We start from the raw sequence: 19,784 nt of genomic DNA, 5'->3' as shown, positions 1-19,784 counted from the left end.
TCAGCCCCGGGGCGCGTTCAGTTCGGCGAGGTATTCGACGGCGAAACGGTAACCCAGGACGCCGGCGCCGGCGATGACGGCTTTGCTGACATCGGACAGGTAGGAGTGGTGCCGGAACGGTTCACGGGCGTGCACGTTGGTGATGTGGACCTCGACGGCGGGCACCTGCACGGCCGTGAGGGCATCCCGGATCGCCACCGAGGTGTGGGTATAGGCGCCGGCGTTCAGCACGATGCCGACGGCCTTGCCGCGGGCCGCGTGGATGGCGTCGATGAGCGCGCCTTCATGGTTGGACTGGAAGCACTCGACGGCGAACCCGAGGGCCGCGCCTGCGTCCTTGGCAAGCTGTTCGACGTCGGCAAGGGTGGCCGTGCCGTACTTTTCCGGCTCGCGGGTGCCCAGCAGATTCAGGTTGGGACCATTGAGGACCAGGATTGTGCCGCGGCCGGGGTCCGAGGGGGTGGCTTCGCTCATGCCTGCCAATGTACCGCGTTGGCGCGGCCGGACGCTGATGTGTCCTGCCGCGGCCGCCGCCCCCGCCGGCTGAGCCCCCACCGGCTGGTGGGGGCCCAGGGGGCCGACGGCCTATGCGTTAGACCTTGAGCGCGGGCTACTTCTTGAGCGAGCTCGCTATCTGGGCCATCACGGTGTTGTCGGCCAGGGTGGTGGCGTCGCCCACTTCGCGGCCTTCGGCGACGTCCTTGAGCAGGCGCCGCATGATCTTTCCGGAGCGGGTCTTGGGCAGTTCCGGCACCACCAGGATGGTCCGGGGCTTGGCGATCGGCCCGATCTCCTTGCCCACATGGTTGCGGAGTTCCTGGACCATCGCGTCGCCGGAGTCGACGGCGTCCGCGCGCAGGATGACGAACGCGACGACGGCCTGCCCGGTGGTCTCGTCGGCGGCTCCGACGACGGCGGCTTCCGCTACGGCCGGGTGGGAGACGAGGGCGGACTCGATCTCCGCGGTGGAGAGCCGGTGGCCGGAGATGTTCATAACATCATCCACCCGGCCCAGCAGCCAGATGTCGCCGTCGTCGTCCTTCTTGGCGCCGTCGCCGGCGAAGTACATCGTCTCGAAACGGGACCAGTAGGTCTCTTTGAACCGCTCCGGGTCCCCCCAGATCCCGCGGAGCATGGCCGGCCACGGCTCCCGGATCACCAGGTACCCGCCGGCCCCGTTGGGTACGGATTCGCCGGCCTCATCCACGACGTCCACGGCGATGCCGGGCAGCGGGACCTGCGCGGAACCCGGTTTGGTCGCGGTGACCCCGGGAAGCGGGGCAATCATCTGGGCGCCGGTTTCGGTCTGCCACCAGGTGTCCACGATCGGTGCCGGGTTATCTTTGGTTTCTCCGTGCGCGCCGGCGTTGGAGCCGATGACCTCCCGGTACCACATCCACGCTTCGGGGTTGATGGGTTCGCCCACGGACCCCAGGACGCGGATGGATGACAGGTCCGACTTGGCCGGGATCTCCTTGCCCCACTTCATGAAGGTGCGGATGGCGGTGGGGGCGGTGTACAGGATGGAGACCTTGTACTTCTCCACAATCTCCCACCAGCGGCCCTGGTGCGGGGAATCGGGCGTGCCCTCGTACATCACCTGGGTGGCGCCGTTCAGGAGCGGCGCGTAGGCGACGTAGGAGTGGCCGGTGATCCAGCCGATGTCGGCCGTGCACCAGTAGACGTCCGTTTCCGGGTGCAGGTCGAAGACGGCCTTGTGGGTGTAGGCGCCCTGGGTGAGGTAGCCGCCGGTGGTGTGCAGGATGCCCTTGGGTTTGCCCGTGGTTCCGGAGGTGTAGAGGATGAACAGCGGATGCTCGGCGTCGTGGCCGATGGCAGTGTGCTCGGCCGAGGCGGCGTCGACGGTGTCGGACCACCAGTGGTCCCGGCCCTCATGCCAGTCGACATCCTGGCCGTTGCGCTTGACCACGACGACGTTCTGGACCGTGTGCCCGTCGCCGCTGCCCTCGTGGGACAGGGCCTCGTCGACGGCCTGCTTCAGCGGACTGGGCTTGCCGCGGCGGTACGTACCGTCGGCCGTGACCACCAGCTTCGCCTCGGCGTCGTCGATCCGGGACCTCAGGGCCTCGGCGGAGAACCCGCCGAAGACAACCGAGTGGATGGCGCCGATGCGGGCGCAGGCCAGCAGAGTGATAACGGCCTCGGGGATCATCGGCAGGTACACCGCCACCCGGTCGCCCTTGGCCACACCGAGGGATTCAAACGCGTTGGCGGCCTTCTTGACCTCCTCCGTCAGCTGCGCGTAGGTGTAGGTGCGCGTGTCCCCGGGCTCACCCTCGAAGTAGATGGCCACCCGGTCCCCGTTGCCGGCCTCCACGTGGCGGTCCAGGGCGTTGTACGCGGCGTTGATCTCGCCGCCGACGAACCATTTGGCGAACGGGGGCGTGGACCAGTCCAGTGTCTGGGTGAAGTCCTTGCTCCAGCTCAAGAGCCCGCGGGCCTGTTTGGCCCAGAAAGCCGGCCTGTCGGCGTCGGCCTCGGCGTAGTCCGCCGCGGTGACCACGGCGTTGGCCGCGAACTCCGCCGACGGGGCAAACTTCCGGTCCTCGTGCGAGAGGTTCTCGAAGGCGTCGCCCTGGCGGGGAGTGGTGGTGGTGGTGGTGGAGCCCTGGGGCTGCTGGGACATGGTGAACCTCGTCATTCATCGATCCGTGCTGCACGGACGTCCATGCCCACCGCAATGCCGACCGCCTGCGCGTCGTCGGGCATCGGCTGGTCACGGCCGTACCGCGAGGAGCTGTTCCGAAATACACCCTAACGCGTGGCCCTGACAGAACGTGTGCCCCGTCACACGAGGAACCGTGAACGGTGTTTATTAAGCGCCGAATGGCGGGCGCCCCCCAAAACGCGGACACCCGCCGCCCGGACAGCCGGTTTAAGCGCAGGGCGAAAGGGTTCAGCGCCGGTGCTGGAGTGACGGCCGGGCAGCTAGTGATCAGTCCTGCACTTGGCTAGGCTGAGATGGAGTTGTGACATCCGATGGGGGCGACAGGACCGCTGGCGGTCCTTTTTTCGCCTGCCGTTAGGCGGCACCGTCCAGGGTGCGGCCACGCTAAGGAGAACAGAATGTACGAGCAAAGCAACGGGCAGCTCCACACGCCCTCCCGCAACGACGGCCAGGCAGGCCAGTCCGGCCCGGTCCCGGCCGAGGCACGGGGGGAAAAGCGCGGGGAGCAGCCACGCTTCACGGTGGACAAACCGAACACGAGGAACAACGAGGCCGTGCTGGGCCCGTTCACCGTCCGGGACCTCACCGTATTCGGGTCCACCCTGGTGCTCTTCATCGCCTCCCTGATCCCGATGTTCGCGGTCCGGTACAACCTCTGGAACCTGGGCAGCCTCTTTTTCCTGGGCCTCGGAGTCCTGCTGCCCGTCATCGTCACGGCCCTTTTCGTGGCCCGCCGGGTCAGCCCCGGCACAAAAATCCGTGTCGGGTCCCTCTCGATTGACCAGTTCGGCTCCGTGGTGGCGTCCTTCAGCCTGGCGTTCTTCTTCCTGGCTACCGCCGGCGCCTTTGTGCCGAGCCTCCTGCTTGGCTTGATCGGCGCCCTGGGGCTGTTCACCGCCACGGTGCTCGCGCGGTTGTTCCCCAGCCTCGCCGGTGATTTCCTGCACCGCGCCGAGGCTCCCGCCCACATCGTGGCCCGTGACGCCGCGCAGCCGGTCCGCAAGCCCCGGGCACCCAAGGAGCCCAAGGCCGCGGGCGCCGGGAAGCCCAAGGACGGCGGCAGCACGCTGGCCGGATGGGCCAAACGCGTCACGCCGGGCAAAAAGGCCGAAAACCCGGAGACTGCCTCGCGTGACTCCGGGGCCCGCGATCACCAGGAAGCACCTTACGGAGCCGGAACCCCCGCCGGGACGGCAGCGGGATCAGCCGCCGGTGTAGCCGGAGCCTCCGCCGGTGCGGCGGCCGCCTCCCCGTACGCCCGCCCCGCCGGTGCCGAGCCCGCGACCCAGGCGAACGGCGTCGTCCCGTCCGCCTCCGCGACGCCGACGGCGGCCTCCACGCCGTCCGTGTCCCCGACGCCGACGGCGGCCTACGCGCCCCCGGCTGCCGGACAGGACTCCGCTCCCGCCGCGGAGCAGACCCAAGCTGCCACTTCGGCCCCCGCTCCGGCTCCGGCCGCTCAGGCTCCGGCCGGGCAGGGCGCTGCCTCCGGCACCGCCGCCGAGCAGGCCCAGGCTGCGGCGCCCACCCCGCAGACCGCCGCCCAGACCGCGCCGCAGACCGCGCGTCCGGAGGAAACCCAGGCGGCCGGTATTCCGGCGTCGGCCGCGAGCGCCCCGGCCGCAACGTCGTCGTCCGCCCCGGCCGCGGCCCATGACGCCCCCACCGCCCTCACCCCGCAGGTCCGGTCGCAGGAACCGATCGGCGCCACCGTCGACCCGGCACAGCGCCCGGAAGCGGGAGCCCAGCCGGCCTACGAGGCGTTCTGGTTCGCCGTCGCGCAGCCCCGTACTGCCGTCGACGAACGCAGCGGCGCCCCGGCCTTCGTCATCGAGCCCGGGGGCTGGGTTCTGGCCCTCGAGGACCGCGGCCACGAATTCCTGGTCCAGCACACCGACGGCCGCGTCGGCGTGCTCCGCGACCTCAGCAACATCGAACGCGGCTAGCGGAGCCGTGGCCACCGCACTCGGCGGCGCGGGCTCCGGCAGCGCGAAACCCGGCCCGGGGGCGGATGGGGAGACGGCGCTGGGGCTCAAGCGCCGTGCCCGCCGGATCAACAAGGAACTGGCCGGACAGTATCCCTACGCGCACGCGGAACTGGATTTCCGTAACCCGTTTGAACTCGTGGTGGCGACTGTCCTGTCCGCCCAGACCACGGACCTGCTGGTCAACCAGATCACGCCGCTGCTCTTCGCCCGGTACCCGGACGCGCGGAGCATGGCCGAGGCTGAGCCGGCCGAGCTCGAGGCGATCATCAAACCCACCGGCTTTTTCCGGGCCAAAGCACGGAACCTGATGGCGCTGGGCACCAAGCTCGTCGACGACTACGACGGCGAGGTGCCCGGCCGCCTGGAGGACCTGGTGACGCTGCCCGGCGTCGGACGGAAAACGGCGAACGTTGTCCTCGGTAACGCATTTGGCGTGCCCGGCATCACGGTGGACACCCACTTCGGCCGGCTGGCCCGCCGCTTCGGCTGGACGGATTCGGAGGACCCGGTCCGGATCGAGGCCGACGTCGCGGAACTGTTCGAACCCCGGGATTGGACCATGTTGTCGCACCGCGTCGTTTTCCACGGCCGGCGGGTGTGCCACGCGCGCAAACCGGCGTGCGGCGCCTGTGCCGTCGCGAACTGGTGCCCGAGTTACGGTGCCGGCGAAACGGACCCGGACAAGGCATGGAAACTCCTGAAGTACGAGCTGGCCCCGGGGCAGGAGGAACTCCTGGCGAAGTTGCTCGCCGAAACGCACCGCGCGGCGGAAATCCGCATGGAATCACAGAAGAAGCCACGATGACCGCCCGCCAGGACCTGATAGACCTCGTGGCCGCGGTGCGGGCCGGCACGGCGCCGGCACCGGATCCGCGGTGGCGCGAGCTGGCGGTGGAGCCCGGCGAGCGGGTGCGGCGGGCCGCCGTGCTGATGCTGTTCGGCTCGCTCGATGACGTCCCTGCGACCTCCGTGAAGCTGCTGGCGCCGGCGGACCTGGACGTGCTGTTGCTGCAGCGGGCGCAGACCCTCGACGACCACCCCGGCCAGGTCGCCTTCCCCGGCGGCGGCATCGACCCCGGCGAATCCGTCATCGAGGCCGCCCTGCGCGAGGCTGAAGAGGAGACCGGACTGGACCCGCGCGGGGTGGAGGTCCTCGGTGCCATGCCCGAGCTGGCGCTGCCGCGGGGAAATTTCCTGGTGACCCCGGTCCTGGGCTGGTGGGCTTCCCAGTCGCCCGTGCGGGTGGTGGACTACGGCGAATCCTCGCAGGTGTTCCGGGTGCCCGTGCGGGACCTGCTGGACCCCGACAACCGGGTAATGGCCACCGTCAGCCGGGCCGGCCAGACGTTCCAGAGCCCGGCCTTCACCGTCAACGGTGTGGTGGTCTGGGGTTTCACCGGAATGATCCTCAACCAGCTCTTCGACCAGCTGGGCTGGTCCGTCCGCTGGGACCGCACGCGGTTGCACGGGATCGACGTCTAGGAGACTGGGCTTGCACCCGCGGCTACGGCCGCGTCGGGGACCGGTCCACAATATGCCCGGTGGCGGCGTTCTCACGGACCGCGGTGATGCCGGCGGCGGCCCCCTTGACGGTATCGAAAAGCGGCGACACGGCCACCACCGTTCCGTCCGCGGCCGTGAGCCTGAAGAAATACGACTCGTCTCCGGCCGCTGCAATTTCGAATACGCCAGCCACTCTGCTGCCTCCCCGGTTCCCTGCTTCGTTGCATTGCGCGCCGGAACAAACGGGATCTGTCGCCGGGGCTTTTCGAGGGTATCCGGGTGCACGGAGCCGCCGCAACGCTACCGGCGGGTACGTTACCCCGGGCGTCCGGGGCGGCTATTTGGCGTTGTCATAGGAGTCGACGACGGCGATGCTCACGGGGAACTCCACCGGGATCCTGCCGAACAGCAGTTCCTTCGCGGCGGCCGCGGATTCCTCGATGACCCGGGTGCAAACGTCCACGGCCCCGGCCGGGCAATGAACCATCACCTCATCGTGCAGGAAAAAAACGAGTTCGCCGGCGGGCGAGCCCTCGGCACGCAGGGTGCGCAGCCGGCGTCGTAGTTCGGCCAGCCAGCAGGCAGCCCAGTCCGCGGCGGATCCCTGCACCACGAAGTTCCGGGTGAACCGGCCGCGCGACCGGGCCAGCGCCTCGGCCCGGCGTTGTTCTTCCGCGGTGGCGGACTGCTGGCTGCGCAGCCACCCCTCCGAGGGCGGCGGGCTGCTGCGGCCAAGCCGCGAGGTGACCGTCCTGCCGGCCTCGCCGTCGCGGGCAGCCTGCTCCACGTAGCCAACGGCGCGCGGATACGTCTTGGCCAGCTGCGGCATCAGCCGCCCGGACTCGCCGGTGGTGGCCCCGTAGATGGCACCGAGCAGCGCGACCTTCGCCTTGGCCCGGTCGCCGCCAAAGCCCTGCGCGGCGATACCGGCGTACAGGTCCTTGTCCCGGGCTGCCTCGGCCATCCGGGAATCCTGGGCCAGCGCCACCAGAACGCGGGGCTCCAGCTGTGACGCGTCGGCCACGATCAGCTTGTGGCCCGGGTCGGCGTGGACGGCGCCCCGGATCTGGCGGGGGATCTGGAGCGCACCGCCGCCCCGGGAGGCCCAGCGCCCGGACACCACTCCGCCCACCACGTATTCGGGCTGGAAGCGGCCGTTCCTGACCCAGGCGTCCAGCCAGGCCCACCCGTTGGCCGCGTGCAGCCGGGCGAGTTTCTTATAGGCGAGGAGGGGTTCGATGGCCGGGTGGGTGGATTCCTTCAGCTCCCATTGGCGTGTGGTTTTCACCTCGATGCCGTTCCGGTGCAGGGCACGCATCAGATCCTGCGGGGAGTCCGGGTTGAGCGCCGGGGACTGCAGGAGATGGCGCAGCTCGGCGTTCAGGGCCTCCAGCTTCGCCGGACGGTGGCCCTGGGGCGGGCGCGGGCCCAGGTAGTCGGCGAGGATCCGTTCGTGCAGGTCCTCACGCCAGGGAACCCCGGTGTGCTGCATCTCGGCGGCGATCATGGCTCCGGCGGATTCGGCGGCGAGGAGCAGCTGCAGCCGTTGCTTCCGCCGGTCGCCTTCCGGGGCGACCGCGGCCAGGGCCTGCTGCTGTGCGGCGTATTCGGCGCGCAGTTCGTCAGGGGAGTGCCGCGGTGCGGTGCGTGCTCCCGGGGCGTCGAACAGGGCCCCCTGGTCCGCGGGCGGGGGAGGCGGCTGCAGGGACCGCGGCGGCTGGAGAACGTCGTCGTCCTGCGTCAGTTTCTCGGCCGACCGGGCGTACTCGGTGTGTGCGGTGAACTCCGAGTGGGCCAGGATGGCGCCGCACAGGGTCAGGTCATAGCAGCGTTCCAGTTCGACGCCGGCGGCCAGGAGGGCGGGATACCAGTCCTGGGTGCGGTGCCAGATCCAGCGCGGACGGTGCCGTTCGAGTTGGCGGACGACGCCGGGCAGGTCGGTGGCGCTGACGAGGCGGGGACCGGGGGCGGACGGGTCGGGCGCCCCCTCCGCGGTGAGCTGGTGGAGGGCTGCGCCGTCGGGGTGGGCGGCGAGCAGCAGGTACATAGGCTCAATTCTGCCCTGTCTCTGGGGCGGCAGCGGACCGGCCGGGGTGTGGCGGACCGGCTGGGTGACTGCTGCCGGAGTTGTCCACATAGCCGCACCTGTGGGGTGGCTGGGGCAGTCTGTGCCATCAGAGTGGTGGCATGAGCAGGCATCAGCGGCCAGAGCCCGCGCCCCGGCAGCCCTTCCCCGGCGGTACGCCGCAGCACGGGCCGCCGGACGGTCCGGTGGAGACCCTCCTCGTGACGGCGTCCGAGGTCCTGCGGGCAGAGGTGGAGCGCATCGTGGCCGCGGCCGGCCGGCAATTGAGTGTGGCCCGGGACGCCGGGGAGGCGGGCCCCTTGTGGGAGGCGGCCAGTGCCGTGCTCGTCGGCAGCGACGTCCTTGAGCTGCCGGTCCCCCGGCGTGCCCCGGCCGTGCTGGTGGGCTTGAGCGGCGATGGGGAACGTCTGTGGGAGCTGGCCGCGGCCATCGGGGCCGAACGGGTTGCCGTGCTGCCCGACGCTGGGACGTGGCTCGCGGAGTTCCTGAGCCGCTCCGATGCCCCGGATCCCGGCGGCCACGTGATGGGTATTACCGGCGGTTGTGGCGGCGCCGGAGCCACGACGGCGGCGATCTGGCTGGCCCAAGCCGCCGCAGGGGCGGGGGAACGCGTGCTCCTGATCGACGCGGATCCTCAAGGCGGCGGCCTGGAACTGGCCCTCGCCGCCGAGGACGTGCCCGGGCTTCGCTGGCCCGATCTCGCCGAGGCCAGCGGCAGCATTGATCCGGACCAGCTGTACGCGGCCCTGCCCGAGGCCGGCGGTTTCTCGTTCCTGTCCTGGCCAGGCACCAGGCAACGGCCCGGGGGTGTCGATCCGGCCGCCGTGTCCGGCGTGCTGGACGCGGCCCGGCGCGGCTATGAACTGGTTCTGCTGGACATCGGGCGCGGCCGGGACATCCTGCGTGCCTTCGCCTGGGAGTGCGACCGGATTTTCCTGGTGCTGCCAGCCCAGCTCCGGGCGGCGGTGGCGTCCGCGCGTCTGGTGCCCGAACTTCCGCCCGTGGATACCTCGCTGGTTGTCAGGGCCAACCACGGGGCGGCGCTGGACATTCAGCTGATTTCCGACGCCGTGGGCCTTCCGGCCAGGGCGATCATGCCGGAGATCCGGGGCACAGCCGCCGCCACGGAACAAGGACGGCTGCTGGACGCCGGCCGGCGGCGCAGTGTGCGGCACTTCACCGAAGCTGTGCTGGCCTTCTCGGCGGACGGATACCCGTGAGCCCGGACGTGCCGGCTCCTACGGACGCGGACGGCCCGCGGTTCCGCCGGCGCCAACGCGGACTGCCGCCCAGGGTGGATGCGCGGCTCCTCGAAGCGGTCCGCGAAACGGTCATGGCCGAGGCCGGGCCGGTCACCGCCTCCCGGGTGGCGGCCGCCGTGCAGGCGAGCGGCAGGCTTCTCGGCACGGCCGGTGCCCTGGCCGCCGTCGAAAGCATCAGCGCGGAACTGAACGGCCTGGGACCGCTGCAGCCGATCACCCGCGACCCGTTCGTGACAGACATCTTCGTCAACGCCCCGGACTCCGTCTGGCTGGACCGCGGCCGCGGACTCGAACCAGCCCCTGTCGTCTTCACCGGCGAGGCCCAGGTCCGTGCTTTGGCCTCCCGACTGGTCGCGGCCGGCGGGCGCAGGCTCGACGACGGCTCGCCCTGCGTCGATGTCCGGCTCGACGGCGGTTACCGGGTCCATGCCGTGCTTCCTCCGATCTCCACTGCCGGGACCCTGCTCAGCATCCGGATCCGGCGCGAATCCGTCTTCTCCCTCGACGAGCTGGGCGGGAGCGGCATGTTCGGGCCGTACATCCGGGACGTCCTGACCCGTATGGTGGTGCGGCGCTTGAGCTTCCTGGTCAGCGGTGCGACCGGCTCGGGGAAGACCACGCTGCTCGCCACGCTGCTCGGACTCTGCGCCCCGGGAGAACGGCTCGTCCTGATCGAGGACGCCTCGGAGCTGAACCCCATCCACCCCCATGTGGTCTCCCTCGAGTCGCGGCACAGCAACCTGGAGGGCGGCGGCGCCGTCGATCTCGGCGAGCTGGTCCGGCAGGCGCTGCGTATGCGGCCCGACAGGCTGGTGGTCGGGGAATGCCGGGGAGCCGAGGTCCGTGAACTCCTCGCGGCGATGAACACCGGGCACACGGGAGCCGGGGGCACCATCCATGCCAACACCGCCGCGGCCGTCCCCGCGCGGCTGACGGCACTGGGCGCGCTCGCCGGAATGGCGCCCGACGCCGTCCGGCTCCAGGCTGCCAGCGCGCTCGACGCAGTGGTCCACCTCCAGCGAACAGCGGCGGGACGTCATGTCGCGTCTGTTGGGCTGGTGGGGGACACCGGATCCGCACTCGTTGTGTCATCGGCCCTCGACGCAGACCAGGGGGCGCTCCGTGCCGGGCCGGCGTGGCCGGAGCTGGCGTTCCGGCTGGGCCTCGACCCGGGGGAGCTGCCCGCCGAGGCCGGACTGCCGCGGCACGCGCCTAGCCCGGGTGCGCCATGACGGCGGTTTTAACGGGGCTCTTCGTCCTGGCGATCCTGTTGGCCCTTGTACCGGCGGAAGGGCCAAGGCGGCGTCTCCGGTCCCTCGTCGGCGGTTCCCGTCCCGGGGCAGGCCGGGCGGTGCACGGAACACTGCTGGGCAGCTGGCGCCCTCGCTCCCTGCCGCGGCGGCTGCTAAAGCTCCGCGGCGCGGCCGAGGTATCCATGACCACGGTGGTCCAGCAGCTGGCCGCGCTGCTGACAGGCGGCCGCGCGCCCGCGCGGCTGTGGGAGGATCTCTGGGTTCTCTACGGTGAACCGGAGCAGCCTGGTGGTCCGCCGGAAGGTGAGGGGCCTGAGCGGGCAACCGCGCGGAAGAGCGGCGGCGTCAGCCCGGTCTCCCGGGAGATCATGGCGGCGGCGCGGGCGGCGGCGCAGCGTGGGTCCCCGGTTGCGTCAGCCATGCGGACCTGCGCCGCACGGCATTCCGGGAGGGGCGCCCGCCCGGACAGCACCCGGCGGGAGCTCAGGGTCTGGGACGGACTCGCGGCATGCTTCGACGTGGCCGAGGCCAGCGGCTGCCCGCTGGCCGATGTGCTGACCCGGTTCGCCGCGCATCTGGAAGCCGAGGACGACGCCGAAGCCGCACGACAGACCGCCCTCGCCGGGCCTCGGGCCACCGTCCGGATCCTGACCTGGCTGCCTTTCCTGGGCCTCGGACTCGGCGTGTTGCTGGGCGTGGACCCGGCCGTCATTCTGCTCGGCAACCCCGCGGGCATGGCGGCGCTCGCCGGGGGCATCGTGCTCACTGCGGCGGGCCGGATCTGGTCGGCCCGCCTCGTGCGGGCAGCGGCCGGAGGGCCGTGGTGATGTCCTCCGGCGCCCTCGCCGTGGCCGGCCTGCTGGCCACCGCGGCAGTTGTGCTGCTGGCTGGCCGGCGGCGGCCGCGGCGGCGGTGGCGGCAACTTCGTCTGCACGCGCCTGAAGGGACACCGGCGATCCCTGGAAGGACGCACACGATCCCTGGAGGGGACGCGCGCAAGGGTCGGCCGGACCCGGACGCAGGGCTCCGGGATCCGGCGATGATGCTGGAACTGATCGGCGCCATGCTCGATGCCGGATCCGGGGTGGGGCGCGCCCTTGAGTTGGTGGCCGGCCAGGCTTCTCCCGAGCTGGGCCGGCCCCTGGTTCCGGTGGTGTCGGCGCTCGCGATTGGGGCCGACTGGGAGACCGCCTGGCGGGGCTCCCAGGCCGTCCCCGACCGGCTGATGAGCCTTCGCGACGCCCTCGCTTTTGCTGCCCTGACGGGTGTTCCGTCGTCCGCGATCCTGTACTCCCAGGCCGCCCGGCTGCGCCGTGAACAGTTTCGGACGGCGGAGCGGCGGGCCGCAGCCCTGGGCGTCAAACTCGTCGTTCCGCTTGGGCTGTGCTCGCTGCCGGCTTTCGTCTGCCTGGGCATTGTGCCGGTGCTCCTCGCGATGCTGCCGCACGGTTCCTGAGGCCGGGGGGGACACGACTCTTCCTCCACAACCGCACTTTTCCACTTGGCACGCCTCCTCACTTACCAGCCGAAGCCGCCGGGGCGAGATTGGAACCAGCCGGCAACTGTGCCGGAACCTTCCGAGAGGACAGCTCATGACCACCCATCAAAACTCCCCAGGCACCAAAACCGGTGCCGAAACCGGTACTGAAACCGGTGCCGAAAACGCCCACTATTCCGGGCTGCGCTTCGCCGACGTGCACGAGATCTACCCGGGCGCCCGGCAGACGGCTCCGGTGCAGGAGCTTCCCCGGCCAAGCACTGCGCGGAGAAGGCTTTTCGGTTCCGAAACCGGGATGGCAACCGCTGAATACGCCATCGCCACGCTGGCCGCTGTCGGGTTCGCCGGACTGCTGGTGCTGATCATGCGCAGCGATGAGGTCCGTGGGTTCCTTTTGAACCTCATCCGCGCGGCGCTGGCCATGCCGTGATACGGCGGGGGGCGGAGTCACCCCCGGTGCGTTGCCGCCGGGGCGCCCGGCGGCTTGGGCTGGAGCAGAACCGGAACCTGCGCGGGCGGACGAGGCCTGCCCGCGCGGACGCGTCCGCGGGCCGTGGCGCAGTCACAGCGGAGTTCGCGGTGGCGCTTCCAGCCGTCGTTCTCGTCCTGGGGCTGTTGCTGGCCGGTTCTGCCGCGGGGCTGACGCAGCTTCGGTTGGAAGAGGCGGCCCGGGCCGGCGCGCGGGCGCTCGCGCGCGGCGACGACGCTGCCGCCGTCGGAGGCATCGTGCGCCAGCTTGCCGGTGAGTCGGCGCAGTCCACGGTGGCGTCCGACGGCGCCTGGCTCAGCGTCACGGTCTCGGGCACAGTCGGCGGGGCCATGGCGCCGGTTGTGCCGTGGACCCTGACCGCCAAGGCGTGGGCGCGCGGTGAGTCCGCTGACGCCTCCGCAGTGTCTGCATCTTCCGGGGCCGCTTCGCCTGTCTCCCGTGCCCCAGCGCTTGAAAGGGCCGCCTGATGCCCGCCCCCGCCGGGGAATCAGAAGCGGGTGCCGGGAGCGTCCTGGCCCTCGGCCTGGGAATGCTGCTGCTGATGATCATGGCCGCTGTGCTCTCGCTGGGCCAAGCCGCGGTGATGGCGTCACGGGCCGCGTCGGCCGCTGATTTGGCGGCGCTGGCTGCCGCGGACGCCGCACGGGGGATCTCCTCCGGCGAACCATGCAGTGTCGCCGCGGACGTGGCCGCCCGGCACCAGGCGAGGGTCCTGGAATGTGCGGTGGGATCCGGGGACACCGTCCAGGTCCGCACGGAACTGCTTTCCCGCACGCTGGCCGGGGCGGCCACCGGCCTTGCCCGGGCCGGTCCTCCGCCGCCACCGCCGTGAAGCATTACGTGGCCGGCGGGGCCCGGCCTTGGCGGCTGGGGACGGCGCGTGCTGCGTGCCGGGGAACTGAGCCCGCCCGGCTCGCATGGCCGCCTGCTCTCATAGTTTTGCGCGGCGACGCCGCCCCCCGTCCCCTGCGGAACACCGCCGCTCTGGCTCCGGCAGGGTGGTCGGCGGCCCGTGCCCGACCGGCCGGCCTAGGCCTGGTGGCTGACTGCCGGCGCCGGGGTGTCAGGCCCGGTGACCGTCGTGCCCATCTCGTCCGTCGCATCAGCCAGCAGCATTTCGATCAACGTGACGGCGGCGTCTTTATCCAGCGGGTTGTTCTTGTTACCGCACTTGGGGGACTGCACGCAGGACGGGCAGCCGGATTCGCATTCGCACGCTTTGATGGCGTCCCGCGTCGCGGAGAGCCACACCCGGGCCTTGTCGTAGCCGCGTTCGGCGAAGCCGGCCCCGCCGGGGTGGCCGTCGTAGACGAAGATCGTGGGCACACCGGTATCGGCATGGATAGCTGTGGACACCCCGCCGATGTCCCAGCGGTCGCTGGATGCCACCAGCGGCAGCAAACCAATAGCGGCATGTTCGGCGGCGTGGAGGGCCCCGGGGAATTGCGCTTCGATCAGCCCGGCGCCGGTCAGGGAGCGGTTGTCCATCACGAACCAGACCGCCTTGGTGAACAGGTCCCGGGCCCCCAACTGCAGGGGTTCCTCACCGAGGACCTCATTGGAAATGAGCGCCTTGCGCTGGAAGGAGACCACCTGTGTCGTCACTTTCACATCGCCGAAATGCACCGCCACGTCGCCCCATTGCGTGGTGCGGAGGGTCTCGAGGACCTCGATCTGGGTTATGTCCCGCGCGGTGGTGTAGTAGTCGGGGTTGGCCCGCCGCACCACAACGCAGTGCTCGTCCTCGTTCAGGTCCTCCACCACGTAGCTGTCACCCTGATGGACGTAGATGGCTCCGGTGTGCGCCTGGTAATGGGTCTGCGGGGAATCCATAGTGCCGAGCAGGGACCCGGTGTCCGCGTCCACTATGCTCACCGGTCCGCCGCCGTCGGCCCGCAGGTTCACCATGGCCGCGGCGCTCTGGGGGTGGGTCCAGAACCAGCCCGCGGGACGTTTGCGCAGGTAGCCCTGGGCTACGAGTTGGTCCAGCAATTTTTCAGAAGTGGGGCCGAACAGGTCCAGCTCCGCATGGCCCAGGGGAAGTTCGGCCGCGGCGGCGCACAGGTGCGGTCCGAGGACGTAAGGGTTGGAGGGATCGAACACCGTGGCCTCAACCGAGACATCGAAGATCGCGCCGGGATGGTTCACCAGGTAAGTGTCGAGGGGGTCATCGCTTGCGACGAAGGCGGCGATGGCATCCTGCCCCGCGCGGCCCGCCCGGCCGATCTGCTGGAACAGCGACGCGCGGGTCCCCGGCCAGCCTGCGACCAGGACCGCATCGAGGCCGGAGATGTCGATGCCAAGCTCCAGCGCGGAGGTGCTGGAGACGCCCAGAAGCTCCCCGGACCGGAGCGCCTTTTCGAGGGCACGCCGTTCTTCGGGCAGGTAGCCGGAACGGTAGGCGGCCACCCGTTGCGGCAGGCTCGGGTCCACTTCTTCGAGGTGGCGCTTGGTGATGGACGCGATTGTCTCGGCACCGCGGCGGGACTTGATGAAGGCGATGGTCCGGATCCGGGAGGAGACCAGGTTGGCCAGCAGGTCCGAGGTTTCCGCCACGGCGGTCCGGCGTTCCGGGGCGCCGTTTTCGCCGCGCATCTCGGTCAGGGCAGGCTCCCAGAACGCCACGGTGGTGGCGCCGTGCGGCGAGCAGTCCTCGGACACCGCCCGGACGGGGGCGCCGATGAGGCGGCCGAAGGAGGTCCCGGGGTCGGAAGCGGTGGCCGAGGCCGCAATGAACACCGGACCGGGGCCGGAACCGGCGGGGCTGTAGTACGCGCAGATCCGCCGTAGCCGGCGCATCAGATTGGCCACGTGCGAGCCGAACACGCCCCGGTAGCTGTGGGCTTCGTCCACAATCACGTAGCGCAGCCGGCGGAAGAACCTGGCCCACCAGGCATGGTTGGGCAGGATGCCGAAGTGCAGCATGTCCGGGTTGGCGAGGATGACGTTGGCGTGGTCCCGGATCCAGCGGCGGGAGGCCGGGTCGGTGTCCCCGTCGTAGGTTTCGGCGCGGACCGTCGGCAGGTTGAGTGAGCGGATCGCGGCCAGCTGGTCGGCGGCCAGGGCCTTGGTGGGGGAAAGGTACAGGGTGACTGCGCCGTCGTCGTGGATCTTGCCCGGATCGGACAGGACGCGGAGCTCGGAGCGGTGGACGGCGTCCAGCGCGGGAAGCTGGTAGGCCAGGGATTTGCCCGAGGCGGTGCCGGTGGCGATCACGACATGTTCTCCGGCATGCGCCAGATCGGCGGCCTGCACCTGATGGCGGTAGGGCTCCTGGATGCCGAGTGAGCCGTAGGCCTCGACCAGATCGGGGTGGGCCCACTCCGGCCAGGGCTCGTTGATGGCCTTCCGGGCCGGGATGGTCCGCACATGCCGCAGCTGTTCCGGGTCCGGGCCGCGGCCCAGCAACGGGATCAGGGACTCATGTGGATTCACTTCAACATTGTTTCACCCGGCCTCAAATCGCCCCCGAACCCCGGCCAAGAATCCCCGCGGTCGGGCCGGTCAACACCGGCGCCGGATCGTGCCCTATCCGACGGAGAGGTCGCTGCCTTCGTGGGAGGCGGAGAGCATCAGTACGTGGCAGACGGTGGTCCAGCCAAGGTGCGAATACAGCTGCTGGCCGTCCAGGGACGCGAGCAGGAGGCCGCTTTCGACGTCGTGCTCAAACGCCTGGGCGGCCAGGGCACGCATGATGAAGCTGCCGAGCCCCCGCCGCTGGAACCCCGGCTCGGTGACGATCTGGTCGAACACAGCGGTGTGGTCCGCGACGAACACCCGCCCGCTGGCGGCCACCTCCTCGCCGGCATAGACGACGGCGTGGTGAACCCCGCCGGCGGTCGATGGCACCCAGCGCAGATCGTCGTCAGGAAGCCAAGGATCCTCGGCGTCCTGGGTTTCCATGTCGACGATCATCATGGTCTGCGATGCCGACGTCACGTTCAGCCCGTTGGCCTCCGCCAGCGCGGTGTAACGTTCCACGTCGGTGGTGAGGATGGTGAGGATCCGCGCCGGAACCCCGGCGGTGACGGCGGCCAGGTCGGCGAACTCGGAATCCGAAGGATCGTGGGCGAAATACTCCCATTCGTGGGTCGTGTCCGCCCGCAGCGCCGCAGGGAAGCGGCCCTCCCTGCGTGTCTCATAACCCCGGCAACCGGCCCACCCGGCAACCCAGACCTCAAGGAGGTGGGTGGTGTCTTCAACCATGGCGTCAAGACTCATGAGATGAGCGTATTCCAGCCCCGCCGCCAGCAACAGGGGCGGGGTCCGGCTGGGCCGCTTGCTTACGCAATTGTGACCGTCGGCGCGACGGCGCGGGGCCAGCGTCGCCTCCGACGGCCCCGGAAGCCGCCGTCGTGTTTTGCCCCGCCCAGTACGCTTAAACACGTGAATCGAATTGTGCTCTTCTACGGCTTTACCCCGCTCCCGGACCCGGAAGCCGTCCGGCTTTGGCAGCGCGCCCTCTGCGAGAAACTTGGCCTGACCGGCCGGATCATCATCTCCAAGGACGGCATCAACGCGACGGTTGGCGGCGAAATCGGCGCCGTCAAGCAGTACGTCAAGACCACCCGCGAGTACAAGGGCTTCCACGGCATCGACGTGAAGTGGTCCGACGGCGGTGCTGAGGACTTCCCCCGGCTGAGTGTCAAAGTCAGGGACGAGATCGTCTCCTTCGGTGCACCGGGCGAACTGAAAGTGGATGAGAACGGCGTCGTTGGCGGCGGCACGCATCTTGCCCCCGAGGAACTGCACCGGCTGGTCGAGGCCAAGAAGCAGGCGGGGGACGAGGTGGTGTTCTTCGACGGACGCAACGGCTTCGAGGCCCAGATCGGCAAGTTCAAAGACGCGGTGGTCCCCGACGTCGCCACCACCCACGACTTCATCCGGGAGCTCGACTCCGGCAAGTACGACGCCCTCAAGGACAAACCGGTGGTCACGTACTGCACGGGCGGGATCCGCTGCGAGGTCCTGTCCAGCCTGATGGTGAACCGTGGCTTCAAGGAGGTCTACCAGCTCGACGGCGGGATCGTCCGGTATGGCGAGGCGTTCAAGGACCAGGGCCTGTGGGAAGGATCCCTCTACGTCTTCGACAAACGGATGCACCTGGAGTTCAGCGAGGACGCCAAGACCATCGGCGAATGCGTCCGGTGTGCCGCCCCCACCAGCAAGTTCGAAAACTGCTCCAACCCCAGCTGCCGCACGCTGACGCTGTATTGCGCCGACTGCGCCTCGGATCCGGAGACCTTGCGCTGCCCGGACGGTTGCGCCGCCTGACTCGCCGCTCGCCGCCACGGAGCTGACGATCAGCAAATAGCTCAAATCCGCGTCACCCGGTAAGCGAAGTTCGCGGCGGCCAACGCCTCGATCCGCACCCGCAGCACCGTGTCGGCACCAAGCTGCACCACGTTTACGCGCGACGAGGTGCACCGCAGGCTCAGGTCCACCAGCACGCTCTCCTTGTCCCGGATGGTGAAGGACACCCGCCGCGAACTCCGGCAGACCAGGGCCACCGAGTACGTTCCGCTCGGCAGCTGGGTGGTGGTCTCATTCCGCACCGCACCGGCGTCGAGCATCCCGTACCCGAGATGGAACGCCTGCCCCTGCCCCTCCGGCAGCACCTCGTCGACCCAGCGCTTCAGCTCCGGCCCCGTCACCGGCCGGCTCAGGGCCGGATCCTGCGGAAGTGCCGCGTCCGTGTAGGTGGCCGCCGCTGTCGCAGGGCCGGTGGGACGACCGTCGTCGTACTGATACTCACAGGCGGCGAGCCCGGGCGCGGCCCCGACTGCAAGGATCAGTACGACGGCGGCGATGATGCGCGGCCGCCGCGGCCGGACGGACCCCGCGGTGGGCATACTCCGACTTTAAGCCGCGCCGGCCGGCCGGAACAGAGCCCGCATGACCCGCGGCGCTTGCGACGCTACGACGGCGGTCTGTTTGTGAGGCGGAAGCCGACAGCGGCGCCAAGGCCGGGATCGGTCGAGTTCCTGACCACCTGCACCGTTACCGGGCCGGACTTCAGCTCCACGGCGGACTGGACTGCCTTCCCGCACTCGACGTTCAAGTCCAGGGTGCCGCCGTCGCGGAGACCGTTCTGGGAAATGGTCAGGAGTGCGTTGGGTGTCCCGGCGCAAGCAACGGTTGCGAAGTACTTGCCACTGTCGACGTGTCGGATGGAGCTGCGGAAGCCGATCCCGCCAGAAGCCCCCATCATCAGGTCCGCCGGCTGGGCTCCGAGAATCCTGTCCACCTCGGATTGGTTCCGTTTGGCTTTGGCAGCAATCTTGGGGTCCTGCGTGGGCTGCGGCTGCGGCGCGGTGGCCCGGGTCGACGGGCGGATGTCGGTCCCGGGGACCCCGACGTCGTCCGCGACCTCGCAACCGGCCAGGCCCAGCGACGCCGCGAGCGCCAGCACGACCATCGGTGTCACGGCACGGACCTTGTGCCTACCCCCAGCAGCAACCATGCCCTGAGCCTAGCCCCAGCGTCGGCCCGCGCCAGTCACATCACGCCGCGGGGACCAGATGGTAGGCAAAGATGAGCGGGGCGTCCACGCTCGAGGCGCTGACCCGCAGCTTGCCAGCGGCGGGCACCTTGATCCGCGCGGTTTCCCGGCTGCCGTTGCAGGCCGCTCCGGCCTCGGTCAGCTGGTGTCCGTCGAGGGAGACGGCGAAGAATTCCTTGCCGCCGCCGTCGCAGGTCATCGTCAGGGTGTAGTTGCCGGCCGGGACGCTGGCGTCCTTGGCGATCGGCGTGCGGTCCAGGATCTTGCCCGCGTCCGCCAGGACGGTCCCGCTGGCCGACGGCAGGGCCGTGGCCTTCCACGCGTTTACGTCGGCGGACTCGATGCTGCCGCCGCCGGCGCACCCGGCCGCGCCGGCCGCAAGGGCGACGCCGACGACGGCGGTGAGGACGCGCCGGACGGCGCGGGTGTGGGACGGCAACAGGGGAGCGGAAGGCATGCCTCCAACTTACCTGCTGGGGCTGGGCGTTCCTGAACCGCCGACGGCGGCGGCCG

General features: G+C 70.2%; 20 protein-coding genes. 11 read left to right on the top strand and 9 right to left on the bottom strand.

Annotated elements, in window-relative coordinates; genetic code table 11:
• Positions 1-474 carry a type II 3-dehydroquinate dehydratase gene (gene aroQ / locus AC1DHY_RS03865; protein WP_476880469.1) on the bottom strand — a complete coding sequence of 158 codons (474 nt, stop codon included), beginning with the start codon at positions 472-474 and terminating at the stop codon, positions 1-3.
• Between the two features lie 136 nt (positions 475-610).
• Positions 611-2,647 carry an acetate--CoA ligase gene (acs, locus tag AC1DHY_RS03860; RefSeq protein ID WP_476903264.1) on the bottom strand — a complete coding sequence of 679 codons (2,037 nt, stop codon included), beginning with the start codon at positions 2,645-2,647 and terminating at the stop codon, positions 611-613.
• A 440-nt stretch (positions 2,648-3,087) separates the two neighbouring features.
• On the opposite strand from acs, the gene AC1DHY_RS03855 reads away from it, so the two are divergent.
• The 3 genes from AC1DHY_RS03855 (at position 3,088) to AC1DHY_RS03845 (ending at position 6,159) form a co-directional block, all read left to right on the top strand.
• Complete coding sequence (locus AC1DHY_RS03855; protein WP_476878276.1) at positions 3,088-4,635, top strand: hypothetical protein; 1,548 nt, start codon at positions 3,088-3,090, stop codon at positions 4,633-4,635.
• A gap of 79 nt (positions 4,636-4,714) precedes the next feature.
• Positions 4,715-5,482 carry an endonuclease III gene (gene nth / locus AC1DHY_RS03850; RefSeq protein ID WP_476878299.1) on the top strand — a complete coding sequence of 256 codons (768 nt, stop codon included), beginning with the start codon at positions 4,715-4,717 and terminating at the stop codon, positions 5,480-5,482.
• The gene (locus AC1DHY_RS03845; protein ID WP_476903172.1) at positions 5,479-6,159 is read left to right on the top strand and encodes an NUDIX hydrolase; all 681 of its coding nucleotides are present in this window, start codon (positions 5,479-5,481) and stop codon (positions 6,157-6,159) included. Before nth ends, AC1DHY_RS03845 begins: the two co-directional genes overlap by 4 nt.
• A 22-nt stretch (positions 6,160-6,181) precedes the next feature.
• Here AC1DHY_RS03845 and AC1DHY_RS03840 read toward each other — a convergent pair whose 3' ends face one another.
• Positions 6,182-6,373, bottom strand: a complete 192-nt coding sequence (locus AC1DHY_RS03840) for a YegP family protein (protein WP_476878278.1) — start codon at positions 6,371-6,373, stop codon at positions 6,182-6,184.
• A 144-nt stretch (positions 6,374-6,517) separates the two neighbouring features.
• Positions 6,518-8,227 (bottom strand): bifunctional 3'-5' exonuclease/DNA polymerase, encoded by a 1,710-nt coding sequence (locus tag AC1DHY_RS03835; RefSeq protein WP_476903171.1) that lies wholly within the window; start codon positions 8,225-8,227, stop codon positions 6,518-6,520.
• 140 nt (positions 8,228-8,367) lie between these two features.
• On the opposite strand from AC1DHY_RS03835, the gene ssd reads away from it, so the two are divergent.
• The 7 genes from ssd (at position 8,368) to AC1DHY_RS03800 (ending at position 13,601) form a co-directional block, all read left to right on the top strand.
• A complete protein-coding gene (ssd, locus tag AC1DHY_RS03830) occupies positions 8,368-9,486 on the top strand; it encodes a septum site-determining protein Ssd (RefSeq protein WP_476878280.1) in 1,119 nt (372 codons plus the stop codon).
• The gene (locus AC1DHY_RS03825; protein ID WP_476903170.1) at positions 9,483-10,760 is read left to right on the top strand and encodes a TadA family conjugal transfer-associated ATPase; all 1,278 of its coding nucleotides are present in this window, start codon (positions 9,483-9,485) and stop codon (positions 10,758-10,760) included. Before ssd ends, AC1DHY_RS03825 begins: the two co-directional genes overlap by 4 nt.
• Positions 10,761-10,879: 119 nt before the next feature.
• Positions 10,880-11,608 (top strand): type II secretion system F family protein, encoded by a 729-nt coding sequence (locus AC1DHY_RS03820; protein WP_476878282.1) that lies wholly within the window; start codon positions 10,880-10,882, stop codon positions 11,606-11,608.
• Entirely contained in the window at positions 11,608-12,237 is a 630-nt protein-coding gene (locus tag AC1DHY_RS03815; RefSeq protein WP_476878300.1) for a type II secretion system F family protein, read from the top strand. The genes AC1DHY_RS03820 and AC1DHY_RS03815 overlap by 1 nt, the downstream gene beginning before the upstream one ends.
• A gap of 136 nt (positions 12,238-12,373) precedes the next feature.
• Positions 12,374-12,709 (top strand): DUF4244 domain-containing protein, encoded by a 336-nt coding sequence (locus tag AC1DHY_RS03810; protein WP_476878283.1) that lies wholly within the window; start codon positions 12,374-12,376, stop codon positions 12,707-12,709.
• A gap of 149 nt (positions 12,710-12,858) precedes the next feature.
• The gene (locus tag AC1DHY_RS03805) at positions 12,859-13,236 is read left to right on the top strand and encodes a TadE family type IV pilus minor pilin (protein ID WP_476878284.1); all 378 of its coding nucleotides are present in this window, start codon (positions 12,859-12,861) and stop codon (positions 13,234-13,236) included.
• Positions 13,236-13,601, top strand: a complete 366-nt coding sequence (locus AC1DHY_RS03800; RefSeq protein ID WP_476878285.1) for an Rv3654c family TadE-like protein — start codon at positions 13,236-13,238, stop codon at positions 13,599-13,601. The genes AC1DHY_RS03805 and AC1DHY_RS03800 overlap by 1 nt, the downstream gene beginning before the upstream one ends.
• 197 nt (positions 13,602-13,798) lie before the next feature.
• Here AC1DHY_RS03800 and AC1DHY_RS03795 read toward each other — a convergent pair whose 3' ends face one another.
• Entirely contained in the window at positions 13,799-16,204 is a 2,406-nt protein-coding gene (locus AC1DHY_RS03795; RefSeq protein ID WP_476878286.1) for a DEAD/DEAH box helicase, read from the bottom strand.
• A 93-nt stretch (positions 16,205-16,297) separates the two neighbouring features.
• The gene (locus AC1DHY_RS03790) at positions 16,298-16,990 is read right to left on the bottom strand and encodes a GNAT family N-acetyltransferase (protein WP_476878287.1); all 693 of its coding nucleotides are present in this window, start codon (positions 16,988-16,990) and stop codon (positions 16,298-16,300) included.
• 165 nt (positions 16,991-17,155) lie between these two features.
• Between AC1DHY_RS03790 and trhO the strand changes: the two genes are divergently transcribed.
• The gene (trhO, locus tag AC1DHY_RS03785) at positions 17,156-18,043 is read left to right on the top strand and encodes an oxygen-dependent tRNA uridine(34) hydroxylase TrhO (protein WP_476878288.1); all 888 of its coding nucleotides are present in this window, start codon (positions 17,156-17,158) and stop codon (positions 18,041-18,043) included.
• A gap of 41 nt (positions 18,044-18,084) precedes the next feature.
• Here trhO and AC1DHY_RS03780 read toward each other — a convergent pair whose 3' ends face one another.
• The 3 genes from AC1DHY_RS03780 to AC1DHY_RS03770 all read right to left on the bottom strand — a co-directional run bounded on the left by AC1DHY_RS03780 (position 18,085) and on the right by AC1DHY_RS03770 (position 19,728).
• Positions 18,085-18,621: a DUF6023 family protein gene (locus tag AC1DHY_RS03780; protein WP_476878289.1), complete on the bottom strand. Its 537-nt coding sequence runs from the start codon at positions 18,619-18,621 to the stop codon at positions 18,085-18,087.
• Positions 18,622-18,686: 65 nt separating this feature from the next.
• Positions 18,687-19,196, bottom strand: a complete 510-nt coding sequence (locus AC1DHY_RS03775; protein ID WP_476878290.1) for a hypothetical protein — start codon at positions 19,194-19,196, stop codon at positions 18,687-18,689.
• A gap of 76 nt (positions 19,197-19,272) precedes the next feature.
• Entirely contained in the window at positions 19,273-19,728 is a 456-nt protein-coding gene (locus AC1DHY_RS03770) for a DUF6023 family protein (protein WP_476878291.1), read from the bottom strand.
• Positions 19,729-19,784 lie beyond the last annotated feature (56 nt).

The sequence above is a fragment of the Arthrobacter sp. 05L44 genome, from assembly GCF_056397605.1.
The sequence above is the reverse complement of the archived record's forward strand: the minus strand, read 5'-3'. Positions and strand labels throughout refer to the sequence as shown.

Bases quoted from the DNA above. Each gene is read 5' to 3' on its own strand.
- aroQ (WP_476880469.1), bottom strand. From the start codon at position 474: ATGAGCGAAGCCACCCCCTCGGACCCCGGCCGCGGCACAATCCTGGTC.
- acs (WP_476903264.1), bottom strand. From the start codon at position 2,647: ATGTCCCAGCAGCCCCAGGGCTCCACCACCACCACCACCACTCCCCGC.
- AC1DHY_RS03855 (WP_476878276.1), top strand. From the start codon at position 3,088: ATGTACGAGCAAAGCAACGGGCAGCTCCACACGCCCTCCCGCAACGAC.
- AC1DHY_RS03845 (WP_476903172.1), top strand. From the start codon at position 5,479: ATGACCGCCCGCCAGGACCTGATAGACCTCGTGGCCGCGGTGCGGGCC.
- AC1DHY_RS03835 (WP_476903171.1), bottom strand. From the start codon at position 8,227: ATGTACCTGCTGCTCGCCGCCCACCCCGACGGCGCAGCCCTCCACCAG.
- ssd (WP_476878280.1), top strand. From the start codon at position 8,368: ATGAGCAGGCATCAGCGGCCAGAGCCCGCGCCCCGGCAGCCCTTCCCC.
- AC1DHY_RS03815 (WP_476878300.1), top strand. From the start codon at position 11,608: ATGTCCTCCGGCGCCCTCGCCGTGGCCGGCCTGCTGGCCACCGCGGCA.
- AC1DHY_RS03810 (WP_476878283.1), top strand. From the start codon at position 12,374: ATGACCACCCATCAAAACTCCCCAGGCACCAAAACCGGTGCCGAAACC.
- AC1DHY_RS03800 (WP_476878285.1), top strand. From the start codon at position 13,236: ATGCCCGCCCCCGCCGGGGAATCAGAAGCGGGTGCCGGGAGCGTCCTG.
- AC1DHY_RS03790 (WP_476878287.1), bottom strand. From the start codon at position 16,990: ATGAGTCTTGACGCCATGGTTGAAGACACCACCCACCTCCTTGAGGTC.
- AC1DHY_RS03780 (WP_476878289.1), bottom strand. From the start codon at position 18,621: ATGCCCACCGCGGGGTCCGTCCGGCCGCGGCGGCCGCGCATCATCGCC.
- AC1DHY_RS03770 (WP_476878291.1), bottom strand. From the start codon at position 19,728: ATGCCTTCCGCTCCCCTGTTGCCGTCCCACACCCGCGCCGTCCGGCGC.